The sequence below is a fragment of the Caldisericum sp. genome (assembly GCF_049967455.1).
Classification (GTDB): domain Bacteria; phylum Caldisericota; class Caldisericia; order Caldisericales; family Caldisericaceae; genus Caldisericum; species Caldisericum exile_A.
On record NZ_JBMFSR010000001.1, the window covers coordinates 59,694 to 77,168 of the forward strand.

General features: G+C 34.6%; 17 protein-coding genes. 4 read left to right on the top strand and 13 right to left on the bottom strand.

All coding sequences use genetic code 11. The features are described from left to right. Genes ACP5SP_RS00305 through ACP5SP_RS00315 form a run of 3 tightly spaced genes read right to left on the bottom strand, consistent with a single transcriptional unit; the run spans position 1 to position 2,934 of the window. Entirely contained in the window at positions 1 to 669 is a 669-nt protein-coding gene (locus tag ACP5SP_RS00305) for a YggS family pyridoxal phosphate-dependent enzyme (protein ID WP_416084491.1), read from the bottom strand. Further along, positions 653 to 1,507 carry a deoxyribonuclease IV gene (locus ACP5SP_RS00310; protein ID WP_416084490.1) on the bottom strand — a complete coding sequence of 285 codons (855 nt, stop codon included), beginning with the start codon at positions 1,505 to 1,507 and terminating at the stop codon, positions 653 to 655. Before ACP5SP_RS00310 ends, ACP5SP_RS00305 begins: the two co-directional genes overlap by 17 nt. After that, on the bottom strand, positions 1,504 to 2,934 hold the full coding sequence (locus ACP5SP_RS00315) for an RtcB family protein (RefSeq protein WP_424586518.1): 1,431 nt from the start codon (positions 2,932 to 2,934) through the stop codon (positions 1,504 to 1,506). The genes ACP5SP_RS00310 and ACP5SP_RS00315 overlap by 4 nt, the downstream gene beginning before the upstream one ends. A gap of 215 nt (positions 2,935 to 3,149) precedes the next feature. Here ACP5SP_RS00315 and ACP5SP_RS00320 point away from each other — a divergent pair, with 215 nt between their 5' ends. The 4 genes from ACP5SP_RS00320 to ACP5SP_RS00335 all read left to right on the top strand — a co-directional run bounded on the left by ACP5SP_RS00320 (position 3,150) and on the right by ACP5SP_RS00335 (position 6,935). Next, positions 3,150 to 3,989, top strand: a complete 840-nt coding sequence (locus tag ACP5SP_RS00320) for a DegV family protein (protein WP_424586517.1) — start codon at positions 3,150 to 3,152, stop codon at positions 3,987 to 3,989. Between the two features lie 2 nt (positions 3,990 to 3,991). Next, complete coding sequence (plsX, locus tag ACP5SP_RS00325) at positions 3,992 to 4,987, top strand: phosphate acyltransferase PlsX (RefSeq protein ID WP_416084487.1); 996 nt, start codon at positions 3,992 to 3,994, stop codon at positions 4,985 to 4,987. Continuing rightward, positions 4,984 to 5,640 carry a molybdopterin-dependent oxidoreductase gene (locus tag ACP5SP_RS00330; RefSeq protein ID WP_428075810.1) on the top strand — a complete coding sequence of 219 codons (657 nt, stop codon included), beginning with the start codon at positions 4,984 to 4,986 and terminating at the stop codon, positions 5,638 to 5,640. The genes plsX and ACP5SP_RS00330 overlap by 4 nt, the downstream gene beginning before the upstream one ends. 89 nt (positions 5,641 to 5,729) lie before the next feature. Next, positions 5,730 to 6,935 (top strand): PLP-dependent aminotransferase family protein, encoded by a 1,206-nt coding sequence (locus tag ACP5SP_RS00335; protein ID WP_416084485.1) that lies wholly within the window; start codon positions 5,730 to 5,732, stop codon positions 6,933 to 6,935. Between the two features lie 27 nt (positions 6,936 to 6,962). Here ACP5SP_RS00335 and ACP5SP_RS00340 read toward each other — a convergent pair whose 3' ends face one another. The 10 genes from ACP5SP_RS00340 to ACP5SP_RS00385 all read right to left on the bottom strand — a co-directional run bounded on the left by ACP5SP_RS00340 (position 6,963) and on the right by ACP5SP_RS00385 (position 17,347). After that, a complete protein-coding gene (locus ACP5SP_RS00340; protein WP_416084484.1) occupies positions 6,963 to 7,754 on the bottom strand; it encodes a patatin-like phospholipase family protein in 792 nt (263 codons plus the stop codon). Continuing rightward, complete coding sequence (gene uvrB / locus ACP5SP_RS00345) at positions 7,751 to 9,751, bottom strand: excinuclease ABC subunit UvrB (RefSeq protein ID WP_428066244.1); 2,001 nt, start codon at positions 9,749 to 9,751, stop codon at positions 7,751 to 7,753. Before uvrB ends, ACP5SP_RS00340 begins: the two co-directional genes overlap by 4 nt. A gap of 1 nt (position 9,752) precedes the next feature. Beyond that, the gene (locus ACP5SP_RS00350; RefSeq protein WP_424586513.1) at positions 9,753 to 10,616 is read right to left on the bottom strand and encodes a carbohydrate kinase family protein; all 864 of its coding nucleotides are present in this window, start codon (positions 10,614 to 10,616) and stop codon (positions 9,753 to 9,755) included. Further along, the gene (gene polX / locus ACP5SP_RS00355; RefSeq protein WP_428066240.1) at positions 10,613 to 12,337 is read right to left on the bottom strand and encodes a DNA polymerase/3'-5' exonuclease PolX; all 1,725 of its coding nucleotides are present in this window, start codon (positions 12,335 to 12,337) and stop codon (positions 10,613 to 10,615) included. Before polX ends, ACP5SP_RS00350 begins: the two co-directional genes overlap by 4 nt. Further along, entirely contained in the window at positions 12,334 to 12,975 is a 642-nt protein-coding gene (locus tag ACP5SP_RS00360; RefSeq protein ID WP_416084480.1) for an HD domain-containing protein, read from the bottom strand. Before ACP5SP_RS00360 ends, polX begins: the two co-directional genes overlap by 4 nt. A gap of 74 nt (positions 12,976 to 13,049) precedes the next feature. Then, positions 13,050 to 14,471, bottom strand: a complete 1,422-nt coding sequence (locus ACP5SP_RS00365; protein WP_428075812.1) for an MATE family efflux transporter — start codon at positions 14,469 to 14,471, stop codon at positions 13,050 to 13,052. Positions 14,472 to 14,489: 18 nt separating this feature from the next. Further along, on the bottom strand, positions 14,490 to 14,873 hold the full coding sequence (locus ACP5SP_RS00370; protein ID WP_416084478.1) for a hypothetical protein: 384 nt from the start codon (positions 14,871 to 14,873) through the stop codon (positions 14,490 to 14,492). Then, positions 14,870 to 16,165: an MFS transporter gene (locus ACP5SP_RS00375; RefSeq protein ID WP_424586510.1), complete on the bottom strand. Its 1,296-nt coding sequence runs from the start codon at positions 16,163 to 16,165 to the stop codon at positions 14,870 to 14,872. Before ACP5SP_RS00375 ends, ACP5SP_RS00370 begins: the two co-directional genes overlap by 4 nt. Then, a complete protein-coding gene (locus tag ACP5SP_RS00380; RefSeq protein ID WP_428075815.1) occupies positions 16,162 to 16,977 on the bottom strand; it encodes a DUF4097 family beta strand repeat-containing protein in 816 nt (271 codons plus the stop codon). Before ACP5SP_RS00380 ends, ACP5SP_RS00375 begins: the two co-directional genes overlap by 4 nt. Next, positions 16,970 to 17,347 carry a DUF2089 domain-containing protein gene (locus tag ACP5SP_RS00385; RefSeq protein WP_424596412.1) on the bottom strand — a complete coding sequence of 126 codons (378 nt, stop codon included), beginning with the start codon at positions 17,345 to 17,347 and terminating at the stop codon, positions 16,970 to 16,972. Before ACP5SP_RS00385 ends, ACP5SP_RS00380 begins: the two co-directional genes overlap by 8 nt. Positions 17,348 to 17,475: the final 128 nt, after the last annotated feature.

Sequence of the window (17,475 nt, forward strand, 5' to 3'; positions counted from 1 at the left end):
TTATCCTTTCTTTTTTCTTTCTCCAAAAACAAGAGTCCCAATTCTAACTAGATTTGCGCCCTCTTCAATTGCGATTCTAAATGTGCTTGACATACCCATTGAAAGAATTGGTTCATCAACATCAAAAAGACCTTCATTTTTTAATTGCAGAAAAAGCTCATGTGTTAAGCGAAAATATGGTCTGAGATCCTCAGGGTTTGGAAGATTTGGACCCATAGTCATTAGACCAGCAAATTTAATGTTTTTAAATTTTTTAATTGCTTTCGCAACATCAACTACATCTTCTGGCATTACACCGCTTTTTTGGGGCTCCTTGCCAGAGTTTACCTCAATTAAAACAGACATCACTTTACCGTATTTTTTACAAAACTCGTCGACAATTTGTGCAATCTCAATTGAATCAACACTCTCAATTACATCAAAGAGCTCAACAATATTCTTTATCTTTCTTCTTTGAATAGAGCCTATAAAGTGCCATTCTACTGAATGACCAATTTGTTCAATTTTCCCTTTTGCCTCTTGTAAGTAATTTTCTCCAAAAATTCTTGCACCAGCCTCAATTGCTTCTTGAATCTCTTGAACTGTTCTTTCTTTTGTTGCTAACAGCAATTTTGCCTTACCTTCAAGTTCATGAAGTAATGATCTAACTTTCTCATAAATCATTCCCATTTATCAACCTCCGTAAAGTCTGTAAATTCCTCTTGTACCCTTCAATGTCTCCAGGGATTTCAAGAATACCCGATAAATCTTTAATAAGTTTATTGTTTACAAGAAATCTAAATGCCTCAAGTCCAATTTTTCCAAGACCAATTTCTTCATGACGATCAACTCTTGCACCTAAATCCCTTTTTGAATCATTTAAATGGAATAATTTAAGATGTTTAAGTCCAATAACTTCATCAAAAACTTCTAAAACTTTACTAAAACTTTCTTCTGTTCTTATATCGTATCCCGCCTGGAATACATGGCATGTATCAAAGCATACGCCAAGACGATCTATGTATTCGCCTGTCATCTCAAAGATATCTCGTATATGTTCAAACCGATAGCAAAGATGAGTTCCTTCTCCTGCAGTCGTCTCAATAAGAAGAATACTATTTCTGGATTTTGAAATTTTAAAAACCTCTTTTATCGATTCTGCAATACTTTTAAGTCCTTTTGCTTCTCCACTTCCAAGGTGTGCTCCAGGATGAAACACCACATATTTAACATTAAGTAAATCCGCTCTTTCTAATTCACGCGCAAGGTCATCTATTGATCTCTTTCTTATGTTCTCATCCGGACTTGCAAGATTGAGAAGATATGAAGCATGGATTGATACGGTTTCAATATTTTTAGACTTAGAATTTTCAAGAAATTTTTCAGTAACAAATTCACTTATAGGAGGTAAAGCCCACTGCATCTGATTTTTTGAAAATATCTGGATAACTTCACAGGTTGCCTTTTCCCCATAAAGAGGTGCCTTATCAATTCCTCCACTTATCGAAACATGTGCACCTAATTTCATCCTTTTACCACAATAAGAGGCTTAGAACGAGCAACAAGACTTGCAAGCCCTTCCTTTACAATGGGCTCAACTACAAGATCTATACTCTTGTAGGCATCGGGGGCTTCTTCTCTTGCAACGACTTTATCATTTGCATAAAGTAAAATACCTTCCTTTTGAAGTTCCATTTGAACATCTTCAAAAGTTATTTGCTTTACAGCTTGGTGTCTACTTAAAATTCTTCCCGCACCATGCGCTACGCTTCCAAAAGTCTCTTTAATAGATTTTTCACTACCCACAAGGATGTATGAACCCCTTTTCATATCACCTGGGAGTAAAACTGGTTGTCCTGTCTCCTTAAATTTTCCTTTTAACTTTGGATGCCCCTTTGGAAATGAACGCGTTGCCCCTTTTCTATGCACAAGCAAGGTTTCTAATTTTCCGTTTATTTCATATTGCTCCTGTTTTGCAATATTGTGTGCAACATCGTAAAGGATTCCCATACCGAGTTTTTTATAGTCCATTCCAAAAACTTTACTGAAGGCTTTTCTAACAAAATATGTAAGAACTTGTCTATTTACCCAAGCGAAATTCGCTGCACTACCCATTGCCAAAAGATACCTCTGAGATAGATCTTCCTGAATAGGAAAATAAACTGAATCCTTATCAACCAATTTAAATTTGAATTTCTCCATCTTAGGTCGCATCATATCAAGATAATCCGTTGCAATTTGATGACCAAGACCACGAGAACCAGTGTGTATCCAAATAACTATTTGTCCTTCAAATAATCCCCAAACATTGGCAAGTTCTTTATCATAAATTTCAACAACTCTATCGACTTCAAGAAAATGGTTTCCTGCACCAAGTGTTCCAAATTCTTCACGACCTCGTTCTATTGCACGTTTACTTACGCAATCTGGATCTCCTTCGAGCCTTCCATTATCTTCAACATTTTCAATATCCTCTTTATCTCCAAAACCTTTCTCAATTGCCCAATCAAGTCCTAACTTCATTGCTCTTTTTGATTCCTCTATACTAAAAGTATAATCTGAAGTAGACCCAAGACCTGCAGGAATCATCTTAAATAAGGTTTTTCCAAGTTCTTCAAGTGAATCTTTTATATCACTGTATTTCAAATTTGTTTTTATAACTCTAACGCCACAATTTATATCGAAACCAACCCCTCCTGGAGAAACAACTCCACCATCGTATAAAAATGCTCCAACACCCCCTATAGGAAACGCATATCCCTGATGAATATCAGGCATACCAATAGAATATTTTACAATACCTGGCAAAGTTGCAACCCAGATTAATTGTTCAAGAGCCTTATCCTTTTCTATATACTGAATTAACTCTTGGGAAGAGATAAGAAGCGCATCAACTCTCATATCTCCATGCTTTTCAATAAGAAACTTGTAAGGGCTCAACCTTTTAAATTCCATTTTGCTCACCCCTAATATTATTATAAGCCTTTTCCATAATTCATGATAAAAGATTTAATTTAGAAGATGAAATTTAAAATGATCAAATAAAAGGATATTTACAAATCAAATGTAAAATAGAATGGCAAACTTTACCTTATTGTGTCTTACGATATTTTTAATTTTCCATTTTAATTTGTATAATAAAACTGGAAAAAATAAGAATGGAGGATAAAATGATAAAAATCGTGATAGATTCGACAGCATACCCGACGGATGAAGAAATTAAGGAAATGGACTTAACAATTGTTCCTCTTTATGTAACTTCAAATAAAGGTATCTACAGAGAAAGAGTTGACATATCTGACGAAGAATTCTACAAAAGGTTGAAAGATGGTGAAGAGTTTTCACGATCACAACCATCAACAAACGATTTTGTTGAGGCATACAAACCACTTATAGAGCAAGGGCACGAGATTGTCTCAATTCATATTTCATCAATTTTATCAGGAACAGTAAACGCAGCAAATGCGGCAAAAGAAATTCTTGGAACAGATAAAATTACAGTTATTGATTCAAAATCAACTTCGGTAAATTTATTATACAAGGTTATAAAGGCGTTTGAGCTTATAAAAAATGGTGCAACCAGAGAAAAAATTAAAGATGAAATTGAAAAAATGTATCCAAAGGTACACGGCTTTTTTCTTCCGATGAATATAGATCTTCTTATAAAAGGAGGTCGTATATCACACTTGCAAGGAAAAATTACAACAGCATTAAAACTTTATTTTTTACTTTATCTAAACGAAGGGCGAATTGACCTTTACAAATTTGGACGTACAAGAAATGGATCAAAAGAAGAACTTATAAAAATCGCCAAGGATATATCACAAAAACGTAGAGGAATAGAACGAATTGATACGATATTCAGTGCTAATGATGAAGAAGGAGAAGAATTTAGAAAAAGAGTTGAAGATGAATTCGGCTTACCTGTTAAAAAATACAGGATTGGACCAGTGCTTGGTACACATTTAGGCCTTGAGTCCATTGGCATATCATTCACTACTAAGGAGTAGCCATGGTAAAAATTGCAGTCGATGGCATGGGTGGTGACTTTGCACCTCATGAAATTGTTGAAGGTATAAAACTTGCAGTAAATGATTTTAAGGACTTATCAATTCTTCTTGTAGGAAGAAGCGAAGAATTAAAAAGGGAACTCCAGGGCTTTTCAAAAAATATAGAGATTGTAAATGCAGATGAAGTAATTACAATGAACGATAAACCAAGAGAAGCACTTCTAAGAAAGAAGAACTCTTCAATGCATAAAGCGGTTGAACTTGTAAAAGATAGGATTGCAGATGGCTTTGTTACCGCAGGAAACACCGGTGCTTACATGGCAATATCGCTATTTACGCTTGGAAGATTAAAAGATGTAAATCGACCCGGAATTGGTGTCGTTATTCCATTCAAAGATAACAATTTTGGAGTAATAATTGACGTAGGTGCAAGCGTAGATATCACTCCACGAGATTATCTAATTCTTGCAATACTTGGAAGAACTTTTCTTTATACTATCACAAAAAATAAAAACTTAACTATCGGATTGCTCAATATAGGAGAAGAAGAGGAAAAGGGGACAAAACTTACAAAAGAGGCTTATAAAATTCTAAAAGAAAATTTAAAAGAATTTAAAGGAAATGTTGAACCCCATGAAATTTTATATCATAAGGTTGATGTAATTGTAACTGACGGTTTTACTGGAAATATATTAGAAAAATCATATGAAGGAGCACTTGAATTCACAGTTGATGTACTCAAAGAAGAGATAAATAAATCGCTTGTTTACAAAATTGGCGCAGCCCTTTTAAAACCCGCACTTAAAAATGCTTTCAATAAACTGAATTACGAAAATTTCGGCGGATCCCCTCTTCTTGGTGTTGATGGCATTTCAGTAAAGGCACATGGAAGATCAAAACGAAATGCAATAAGAAATGCGATTAAAGTTGCGTACGAACTTGCAAACAACAATCTTATTGAGAATTTTAAACAAGAATTGGAAAAAATTACCCAATGAAAAATAAAATTGTTGTAATAGTTTTTGTAATTGCAAGCATCGTCTCGCTTGTTTATTTAGCAACCCTTCAACAAAGTAAAGTCCATAATCTGAATGAGGTTGAGATAACTGAATATAAAGGAGAAAAATTAACACCACTTAATGAGACTCCGGCTCTTGGAATTAAGGGAAAGCCAAGTGTAGATATTAAAACCTATAAACTAAGTGTTCATGGTTTAGTTAGTAATCCTCTGAATCTCACATATGATGATGTTTTATCAAAATATAAGCACTATGAGAAAGTTGTAAAACTTCAATGTGTTGAAGGATGGAGTTCAAAATTGCTTTTTGAAGGAGTTTTAATTGATGATATTTTAAAAGATGCAGGGGTAAAAAACAACGCAAACACAGTTATTTTTCATTGTGTTGATGGCTATTCAACATCTCTACCATTAGATTACATCAAGAACGAAAAAATCTTATTAGCATACAAGGTTAATGGAATCATACTTCCAAGAGATTACGGATTCCCCTTTAGAGTAGTTGCAGAATCAAAATATGGATATAAATGGGCAAAATGGGTTGTTGGAATTGAAGTTTCGAATGACCCAAATTATAGAGGTTATTGGGAATCGCGAGGATTTTCAAATGAGGCAGACGTTGAACATCCATAGAATATGGAAGATAATATTAAGTTTTGTTAATTTTCTAATTGCTATATAATATATTGGCATGAATAAGAAAGGAGGTCAAAACCCTTAAAATGTGGGAAGAAAAATTTTCAGCAAGAAGTAAAACAATGAAGGCTTCTGCAATTAGGGAATTACTTAAGCTTGTTGAATCGCCAGACATTATCTCTTTTGCTGGGGGTATGCCTGATCCCAATCTTTTTCCGAAAGAAACTTTAGGTGAGATTGCAAAGGAAGTATTCGTAAATCATGGTGGAAAGGCACTTCAGTATGGTCCAACGGAAGGCGTAAAGCCTCTCCGTGAAACAATTGTAAAAATGATGCAGGAAGAAGGTATTAAAAATGTAGGACTTGAAAATGTCCTTGTCACAACTGCCTCGCAACAGGCGCTTGATTTAATTGGAAAAGTTTTTGTTGATCCGGGCGATACTGTAATTGTTGAAGCGCCATCGTATGTCGGTGGACTTCAAGCACTGCAAGCATTTCAGGCGAACTTTGTAACAGTTCCTCTTGATGAAAACGGAATTAAGACTGACATTTTAGAGGAAAAAGTAAAGGAATTACAGGGGAAAGGCATTAATATCAAACTTATCTATGTTATTCCAAATTTCCAAAACCCTGCAGGCGTAACAATGAGTCTTGAACGAAGAAAGGAACTATTGAGAATCTCTCATACCTATGGAATCCCAATAATTGAAGATGATCCATATGGTGAAATTATATTCGAAGGGGAGAAACTACCGTCGCTTCTTGAACTTGACCAAATTGGAAATGTCATTGGGTTAAGAACATTTAGTAAGATTTTAGCGCCAGGTTTTAGATTAGGTTGGGTGATAGCAGATACTGTTGCAATTTCTAAACTTGCACTTGCAAAGCAAGCAGCGGATCTCTGCTCACCATCTTCAACGCAGTATATTGCAGACAAATTTATAAGAGATGGATATATGAATGAATATCTTGATAAGGTGCGTAAGGTCTATAAAGAGAAAAAAGATGCAATGTTAAGTGCAATGGAGAGGTATTTCCCAAAAGAAGTTACATGGACCAAGCCTCATGGTGGTATGTTTGTATGGGCGGAAACACCAGAATATATAGACACTGATGCGCTTTTTGTTGAAGCCGTAAAAGAGAAAAAAGTTGCATACGTTATAGGAAGTGCTTTTTATCCATACGGCGAAGATAAAAGACATATGAGGCTTAATTTTACATTATCAACTCTGGAACAGATTGAAGAAGGTATCAAAAGATTAGGAGAGCTGCTTAAAACTAAAATTAAATAAAAATACCTTCGGGGGGCTTTAAGCCCCCTATTTTAATTCACTTAGCTTTTTCTTAATTTCAGGAAGTTTTTTAAGTGCTTCTTTTACTCCCCTTTCGATCACTTCCGCAGGTTTCCAAAAATAATCCCAACCGATATCTTGAACATCGGGCGTTAGTATAACATCTGCATACTTACAGTTCTCTTTTGCTAAATTGTATTGGAGTATATCAATTGAATCTGAAAAAATCTTATAAAAATTCATGGAACTAATTTTTCTATAAGGAGTCTCTGAAAGTTTCCCATAAAGATTTACAGCAATTACAAAATCTGCACCTTTTTCTTTAGCAGTCAGAACTGGAACTTGCTGCGATAAGCCTCCATCCATAAGCAAAAGACCATTAAGTCTTACAGGCTCGAAAAAGATTGGAATAGAAATACTTGCACGAATACCAGTTATAAGACTTCCCTCTTCAAAAACATAAGATTCACCGGTATTAAAATTTGTTGCAACAGGATAAAACTTTGGAACAAGAGTAGAAATCTCAGCATCGCCAATATTCGATTCCAAAAAATTTACAACTTTCCTTCCCCTCACAAGACCCATTTTTAAAGTGGGATCAAATAGCACAGTGAGGACAGTTTTCATATCCGAAGATATAGCTATCCTTTCAACCTCGTCAATACTCCCAAGTTTTGCAAAAGCTCCACCCATTAATGCACCTATGCTTGAACCAGTTATAATTGAAGGCATGATCCCTTCATTTAGTAAAACTTTAATAATGCCAATATGGGCAAGACCTTTTGGACCTCCACTTCCAAGTACAAAAGCAATTTTCACTTTTTCCTCCTTAAATTTGGGTAAATTTTCTTGTATTCCTCAATTAATTTGTTTATCTTGTCTCTAATCTTTATTGCTTCTTCAAAATCAAGGACCTCAGCCTTTAGATGCATCTCTTCTTCCAACTCTGTAATAAGCGCCATAAATTCCTCATAGGAGAGATTTTCGACTTTAATGACTTCTTGAAGTTCACTTTCTTTCCTCCATGGAAGATCAATAAGATCTGTAATTGCCTTCCTTATTGTTTGCGGAGTTATTCCGTGTTCCTTGTTATATTTAAGCTGTTTTTCACGCCTTCTATTTGTTTCCTGTATTGCCTTTTTCATTGCATCTGAAACTTCATCAGCATACATAATTACTTTACCAGAAACATTTCGTGCAGCACGACCCATAAGCTGTATAAGAGAAGTTTCGCTTCTTAGAAATCCTTCTTTATCTGCATCGAGAATGGCAACAAGGGATACCTCTGGAAGATCAAGTCCCTCTCGAAGAAGGTTAACCCCAACAATACAGTCAAATTCACCAGATCTAAGTCCTTTCAGAATTTCAACTCTTTCGAGAGTTTTGATGTCAGAGTGAAGATATTTTGCCTTAATACCCTTTTCAATAAGATAATTGGTCAAATCTTCAGAAAACTTTTTAGTTAGTGTATTTACAATAACTCGTTCTCCCTTTTCTGCTCTAATTCTCACTTCCTTAATGAGATCCTCGATTTGATTTTTTTGCGGCCGTACCTCAACTTCTGGGTCAACAAGACCAGTGGGTCTTATCAACTGTTCAACAACCTGTTCGCTTACTGAAAGTTCATAATCTGAGGGTGTTGCCGAAACAAAAATACACTGATTTACATGTCCCAAGAATTCCTCAAACCTTAAGGGCCTATTATCCAAAGCAGAAGGCAACCTAAAACCATACTTCACAAGAGTAAGTTTCCTATCGTGGTCTCCACGATACATACCTCTTAATTGAGGTACCGTTATATGAGATTCATCAATAATCAATAGATAATCCTCAGGGAAGAAATTTAAAAGTGTATAAGGCTCTTCGCCAGGTTTTCTGTGAGAAAAATATCGAGAATAGTTTTCAATGCCTGTGCAATAACCTGTGTTAAGAAGCATTTCAATGTCATATTTTGTCCGTTCTTCAAGGCGTTGCGCTTCAACAAACTTCCCACGTGATTTAAAAAATTCTACACGCATTTCAAGTTCTTTAATTATTTCGTCTACGTATTTTTTAATTCTCTCCTGTGTAGTTATGAATTGAGCAGCAGGGAAGAATGTAAAAGAGGAATACTTCCTTATAAGCTCATTAGTTAGAGGATCGAATTCAACAATGGAATCAACTTCATCTCCAAAAAGTTCTATCCTTATAGCTGTCTCTGATTCTTTAGGAAATACATCAATTATATCACCGCGCACTCTAAAGACACCATTTTTGAAATTTATATCATTTCTTTCATATTGAAGTCTTGCAAGGTTCATTGCAATAGAAAGTCGGTTAATTTTTTCATTAACTCTTATAGTAAAAAGTTGCTCTTTATATTCTTCTGGAGAATCCCAACCATATATACAAGAGACAGATGCAACAACAATTACATCGCGCCTTTCAAGAAGAGCTCTCACTGTTGCATGTCTCAAACGAGCAATATCCTCATTTATATCAGCGTTTTTCGCAATATAGAGATCAATTTGGGGAACGTATGCTTCGGGTTGATAGAAGTCATAATAACTTACAAAGTAGTGAACTGCGTTTTCGGGAAAGAATCTTCTAAACTCCGAATAGAGTTGTGCTGCAAGCGTCTTATTGTGAGAAATAACAAGTGTTGGTTTCTGAACCTTTGCTATAACATTTGCCATAGTAAAGGTTTTTCCTGAACCAGTTACACCAAGAAGAGTTTGGAATCTGTATCCCTTTTTAATGCCTTGGACAAGTTTATCTATTGCCTCTGGTTGATCACCAGTAGGTTTAAAATCTGATACAAGCTTAAATTCTTCCATACTAAGAAAATCCTTTTTCTACATAATGCGACGCAAATTCATTTGCGAACTCAAGAGATTCTTTTAAACTATTGTTATTAACGATTGATTTTACAAAAGCCGCATTGAAAACATCACCTGCACCTACGACGTTTAATGTTTTAAATTCTCTTCCTTTTACCTCTAATTCCTTTGAATTTGTTATCAACTTAGCACCACTTTTTCCTCTCTTCTCAACTAAAACACCACCACTCTCAAGAAAATCTTCAATTAAGCCTTTATTAAATGCGGTAATTTCCTTTTCATTAGCAAGAATAAAATCGGAATAACTAAAAATTTCCTCGCATGTTTTTACAAAATTTGGAATATTTTTACCAATCCGAACTTGTGGATCAAAGAACATTTTATAACCCATTTGCTTGATATGCTTAACGATTTTTAAAGTTTCCTCTTGAGGGTTTTCTTCTGTTAGCAAACCGCCTGAAACATAAACGAAGTCATAATGAAGATTTGCATTCAAAAAAATATCGAAACTAATATCAACATAAGAAGTACCTTTAATGCTTGCTATTGTTATTCTTGTATTCTCTGAGATGATACTTACAACAACAGGAGTTGGCTTGTTAGAACTATAATCAAAAAAACTTATATTATTTTGTTCTAAGAATTGCCGAATACTTCTACCAAAGGCATCTAAAGATATGGGAGTAAAATAGACAGGTGTCTCAGAGAGAATCTTCAACGCATATGAAAAATTTACTCCAGTTCCACCAAAACTTATCGAAGTTTCTTCTGGAATGTGATTTTCATCGTCGGTTAGAACAAGACTTTTAAGCCTTAACTTAACGTCAATTGCATTTTCTCCTAAAACAAGGATTCTTCTCATTCTTCTTTTATGAACTCTTCAAATTCCTTTAAACTCTTTGTGTTAATTATATCACTTTTTCTAAGCCATGCCCTTCTTGCAACACCAACGCCAAAACGCATATTGTTCATTGATTCAGTGGAATGAGCGTCAGTTCCTATTGCAATTTTTAATCCATATTCATAAACTGCTTTTCTTGCATTAACGTCGTTTAAATCAAGGCGTTCAAAAGAAGCGTTGATTTCGAATATTTTGTTATACTTCTTCGCTTCATTAAAGATTTCATCAATATTTACACTATACTCTGAACGTCCATTTATAATTCTCCCTGTGGGATGTACTATAATTCTAACCTTTGGGATTCTTAATACCTTCTTTATTCTTTCCGTTATAGCAAATTCACTTTGGTTCATTCCAGTATGGATTCCTGCAAGACAAAGATCAAATATATCAAGGTCTTTTTCATCGAAATCAATTGAACCATCAGAGAGGATATTCAGTTCAACACCAAGAAATATTTTAAAAGGATGTAGTTTTTTATTTAGCTTTTCTATCTCTTCCTTTTCCTTTTTAAAGTCGTCTATTGAAAGACCGCCTGCAACACCAAGTGCTTTTGCATGTTCTGTAATAACAATGTACTCATAACCAAGGGAAATAGCTTTTCTTGCCATTTCCTCGATTGTATTAGCACCATCTGAATATTTCGTATGCATATGCAGGTCACCTTTTATATCTTTATAATCAACAATAGCAGGAAGTTTGTGCTGCATAGCAAGTTCGACTTCGCCTGTATCCTCACGCATCTCAGGAGGTATCCAGTCAAGTCCAAGAGCTTCATAAACATCAGTTTCCTCAACGCCTGCAATTTTTACATTATCGTCAAGCCTAAAAACTCCATATTCATTTAGTTTAAGATTCTTTTTTATTGCAATTTCCCTTAACCTTACGTTATGGTTCTTAGATCCCGTAAAATACTGAACTGCAGCTCCAAATGATTCATTTTCAACTACTCTTAAGTCAACCTGAATTCCCTCTTGTGTTATAATTGAAGATTTTGTATCCCCTTTTGCGAGAATCTCTTTCACAAAAGGAATTTTAACAAAATAATCCATCACAACAGACGGATTTTTGGAGGTAACAAGAATATCAATATCACCTATGGTATCTTTCATTCGTCTTAAACTACCACAAATCATATGCTTGTCAACTGGTGTATTTTCCTTAAGAAGATTTATAATTGATTCTGCAATAGGAAGAGCAATACCAATCAAAAACCTATCAGTTCTTTTATCCCTCAAAGATTTTATACCTTCGAGTATTTTCTGTTCTGTTTTTTCACCAAATCCTTCAAGATTTCTTATTTTATGTTCTTTTGCGGCTCTTTCAAGGTCTTCAAGATTCTTGACTCCAAGTTTTTCGTATAATACCTTCACTCTCTTTGCACCCAATCCTGGCACCTTCTCAAGTTCAAGAAGACCGACAGGTACTAACTTTTTTAGTTCTTCAAGTTTGGTAATTTTTCCCGTTTCAAGATATTCTTTTATTTTTTCTGCTATACTTTTACCAACTCCTTTTATCTCATCAAGTTTATTTTCTTTTGCAAGTTCTTCAATTGGAATTGTTAGATTTTCAATTACGCGCGCAGCTTCAAGATAAGCTTTAACTTTAAACGGGTTTTCTCCTGCAAGTTCTGCAACCTCTGCAAGCTCGTAAAACTTTTCTGCAACCTCCTTATTTCTCATAATTCCCCTCTCACCTCTAACTTCAATCTCTCAAAGAATTCTTCCATAAATTTTAATCTACCTTCAGCAACTTTTTTGGCATAATCAGTATAGAGTCTGTCTATAATATGCCTTAATTTAACAAGGTATTCAATGTTGGGAGAATGGTCTTTAAAGTTATTAATCCTTTCGGCCTTTTCAAAATTTCTTTCATCGACTTCGATATACAATCTTTCACCATACTCGCCTGCAATCATAAAAGATCTTCCAATACCAATTGCTCCAATTGCATCAAGCTTATCTGCATCAGAAAGTATCTTTGCTTCAAGAGTTTGAGGTAATACGCTACCTCTATACCTGTGAGATCTTATTGCATGTGATACAGCTTCTATAAAAGCATCTTCATAGCCCAAAGCCTTTAAAATTTCTTTACTCATTTGAGCACCAAGCTCAGCGTGATCAATCGTATGAGTAGGGTCTGTATCTTCACGCACTCTTGCAATATCGTGAAGAATAGCGCTAACCTTTATTACCTCAATATTAGCTTCAGGATAATGTTCAGCAACTTTTAAAGCGAGATTTAAAACTCTCAAGGTATGATCAAAGTCATGAGAAGACGAATTTAACTCTTTTTTAACAATATCTATCAATTTTTCCATAATTATATTATATAAATTAAACAAAAATGGGGAAAGTATCCCTTTCCCCACAATCTAAAAGAAGGAGATATTCTTTATTCGTGTTCTCCCACAATTAAACTTTCTTCGACAGTTAACTCTTCTGGCTTTATAATCGGAACCTTCCACTTTCCAAAAGTAAAGAAAACATACAAAACTAATGCTGCAATAACATTGCTCAAAGTCATTCCCCACCATATACCTGTTGAACCAAAATATCTACTTAGAATATAAGACAACGGAAGTCTTAATCCCCAAAGCCTTAGCAAATCTCCAACCATAGGTTCAACATTATGCCCCGATCCTCTAAAAACTCCAGAAATAGCAGAAAAAAGCCCAAAAAACGGCAAACCTAAAATAAATATAGTAAGAAACTTGCTTCCTTCCTGAATCACTGCAATATTTCCAGGAATAAAAATTATAAATATCGCATTTCTTATCGCAAATATCAATGCGCTTTCAATGAGAGTAATTACAAATTCAAGTTTTATACCTGCTTTTGCAATTTCTTCTGCTCTATCGATCAACCCTGCACCTAAATTTTGTCCAATCATTGTAACAATTGCCGCACCAATTCCATCCACAACAACAAAGATTATATGAATTGCCCTATCGCCTATCCCGTAAGCTGAGAGCGCAATTTCCGCATTTGGAAGTCTTCCGATTAATGCTGTTAACACTACAAATCCAAGTGAAGTTCCTGAATTTCCCACAGCTGCTGGAAATCCAATTTTAAAAATGCGAGAAAACCATTGTAGGTCTATTTTTAAGTCACTTAATGAAATTTTCACTCCCTTAGTTCCTTTCATTAGAAAATAAATAGCAATTATTGCAGCAATAGCTTCAGTGAAAACTGTTGCAATTGCTGCTCCAACAACTGTAAGCCTTGGGAAAATCCACCATCCAAAAATTAGGAATGGATCAAGAATAATATTCAGTGTATTTGTTATTAAAGATACTTCCATAGGTGTAACATTGTCGCCTTTCGCTGAAAGAATATTTTGAAAAGCAGCGCTAATAAAAAGAAAAGGAACACCAATAACATAAACTCTCATGTATTTAATCGCCGTATCTGATACATTTCGTGCATTTGTTATAAAGCGAGCAACAGCTGGCATAATGAAAAAACCAATTACTGAAACAACAATTCCTGCAAGTGTTAAAAATGCAAGCACTTGTGAAGCTGCACGATTAGCATTTTTTTGATCGTTTGCGCCAGTATACTGAGAAACCAAAGCGATGCCTGCAAATCCAAAGCCAAGAGTAAATGAGATTAAGAACCAAATTATAGGAAAAGCAACTTGCAATCCTGCAACAGCACTTCCTGACTCAGTAGGTGGTAAGTGCCCAAGCCAAAAGGTATCAGCCATATTGTAAAAAGTAAAAAGAATCTGAGTAATCATTATAGGTAATCCAAGTTGGAACATAATTCTTATAGGATTTCCTGTTAAAATTTCTTCTCTTAATACTTTTCGCATTATTCACCTCATAAATTTTTAGATAACTTCAATCGTTACTTTTACATGTTTACCGCTTTCTTTGTCGTCTGTATCCACATTTACCAACGTTCCCTTAAAGTCAGGATCATTTAAGACTTTTTCCAATTCATCGATGTCAATTGGGATTTTTTCTCCTTCTACTTCAATGTAATCTTTGTGCAATAATTTCGCTGTCTTTGAAAAGAATTTTAGAAGACTTAGAGGAACATTTACTGAGACAATTCTTTCTCCATTTTCCATTACCTCGATTTTAACTTGTCTTGACTTGTGTTGATTGTCACTTTCTTTCGGCTCAAAAAGAGCATTAATTAACTTGACCGCTTCTTCTTTTCCAATGCGTCCTTCTTTAAACAAATCAAGGATTTTTCCTAATTCGTTCATATAAGTACCTCCTTTGTTTCATAATTTTGTGCTAAATCTTCCACATTCATTACCTGTGGATTTTTTACAGCCCATATAAATACAAAAATCGATAGAACCCCCGATAAAAAAGCGAGAAAACCAATTGATGGACCTTTACCAACACCAAAGATCATAGTAAGATAATTTTTATTACTAAAATATCTTACTAAGAAATTATCAACGAGTGGTCCAGAAACAAGCATTGGTATTAAAGATGCGAATTGTGCAATAAAAAGTCTTGCAGAGAATACTCTTCCCTGAAGATTGACGGGAACTATACTCTGCCATATCGACTGAGAGGAAGCATTTGCAAAAATGTTAGCAATTCCCATTAGTAGCCCCGAAACAGAAATTGTTATAACAGAATAGGATAACCCAATAAAAATTTGAGACAACGCAATAACAAAAATCCCAAGAAGTAAAGTTTTAATCTTTTTCTTGGTTCCACCCCAAATACTCATTATTATTCCACCCAAAATCCCTCCAATACCAAAGATTGTTTCAACTATTCCTAAAATAACACTACTTCCATTAAATTTACCCAAAATCATTGGAGTAGAAAGAGTACTCCAAAATCCACCGAAGAAATTTGTAAGTAGAAACACCATAAGAAGATACAAAAGTGACCTTTTCTCAAAAATATACTTGAAACCAAAAATAGCATCCTCTAAAATACTCTCATGCTTCTCTTCAATTTGGAGTTTTGGAATCTCTACAAGCAAAACCATCACAATTGCAAAAATAAAGGTAATTATATCTATAAGCATTATTCCTTTAAGGCCAATAACGGAGTATAGAAATCCTGCTAAAAGTGGAGCAATAAGTGCAGGTGCGCTTGATGTTAGGGAAAATAAGCCATTTGCTCGACCATATTCTTCCTTTGAAAGCATTGAACTTATAGTAACAGAGTAGGCAGGCCATTGAAATGCATTAAATGCACCAGAAATGAATGATGCAATGTAAAGAAATGGTAAGGTTAACTTATCCGATACAAAAAGAATAAGTGTAATAATTGTGACAATACCAGCTGATAAATCTGGCAAAATCAAGGAGATCTTTCTTGGTAATCGATCGACTAAAGCTCCTGCAATGGTAGAAAAAATCATATTGGGGACAAAAAACGCAAAAGTAATAATACTAAAGGGAGCTGCATTTCCGGTTATTTTCCAAATCCAGATACCAAGTCCAAATTGAGTCATAGCAGATCCAATTAAACTTACAATTTGTCCTATCGTAAGAAGCGTAAATCCTTTAAAACCTTCTCTCTTCATGTTTCCTTTCCTTCTATTTCAATATCGCCAAATTTAGTATCTATACTTAATTCATTACTTGTTTCTTGAAAACTTGCATGATATTTGTTTGATACATCCCCCATGGACGAAGAGGCATTTATTAAAACTTCTCCAATAACTTCAATTGAGACATCCCCAAAATAGGTGTTAATGGAATTCTTATTCAAAAAAAGGGCGTCTTTTAAAGTTATATCGCCATTAAAGGTATTAAAGCGCGAATCTTTAAATTCAGTATCATTTGCAACAATATCTCCAGAGTAAGTTTTGAGAACTGCACTAACCTTACTTTTGTTGATTTTAATATCACCCGATTTTGTTGTAATATTCAGTTTGCCATGTAAATTTGTTGTTTCAACGTCGCCAGATATAAGTGATATAATAATTCTATCAGAAACATCACTTATTTGAACATCAGAACTCACAGATTGAATTTGCAAAAACCCAAGCACTGATACAACACTTATGTCTGAGCTTACAGATTTAATTAATATATTACTGTTAAATGGAACTAGAATCCTGACAACACTATTAAAATGAAGGCCGTCTTCTAAACGCAAAATATTGCCATCCCTTATAATTTTTAAAGAGCCTTGCTCAAATTTAGGATAATGTATATCTTCTCTGCCAACAATTTCAAGGTCACATAACTTTACGTTTATTTGAATCTGGGAAATTGAATTGGTAGTTTCTTCTTTATTGTCTAAAGCCTTCAGAAGTGCTTCTTTCTCATCTTTAGTTATACGTCCCAAAAGATACAATTCCTCTATCTTTTTGTAGAGGTTCTCACTCATCCTTGGCCTCCTTTAGGAGTTCTATTGCTTCTTCGGCTGTTATCTCTCCCTTTTCTAATTTTGAGAGTACTTCACTCTTAGTTAATGTTTCTTCATGTGTTTCCTCGAAAAGATTGAGATTTTTAAGCAATTTATCAAGTCTTGCCTTAGCAGTAGGATAAGAAATATCAAGTCGTGCCTGAACTTCTTTGATATTTCCGCGCGATCGTAAAAATTCTATAAGAAATTCCCTGTCTTCGTCATCAAGAAGCATAAACCTATCAAATTCAAAATTTCCCTGGATTATAGTCCCACAATTCTTGCATTTCAATTCAGTTATTGTAAGCGGACTACCACAGACAGGACAGATGCTTACAATTTTTTTCCTCATTTAAAATCACCTCTAAATAATTTTAATATAATTTTTAATTTTGTCAAGATTTAGATCAATAAAATTAATAAAATTTATAAAAAAAATAAAGGCTACCTTACGGTAGCCCTAAAACCACTCATGTTAAG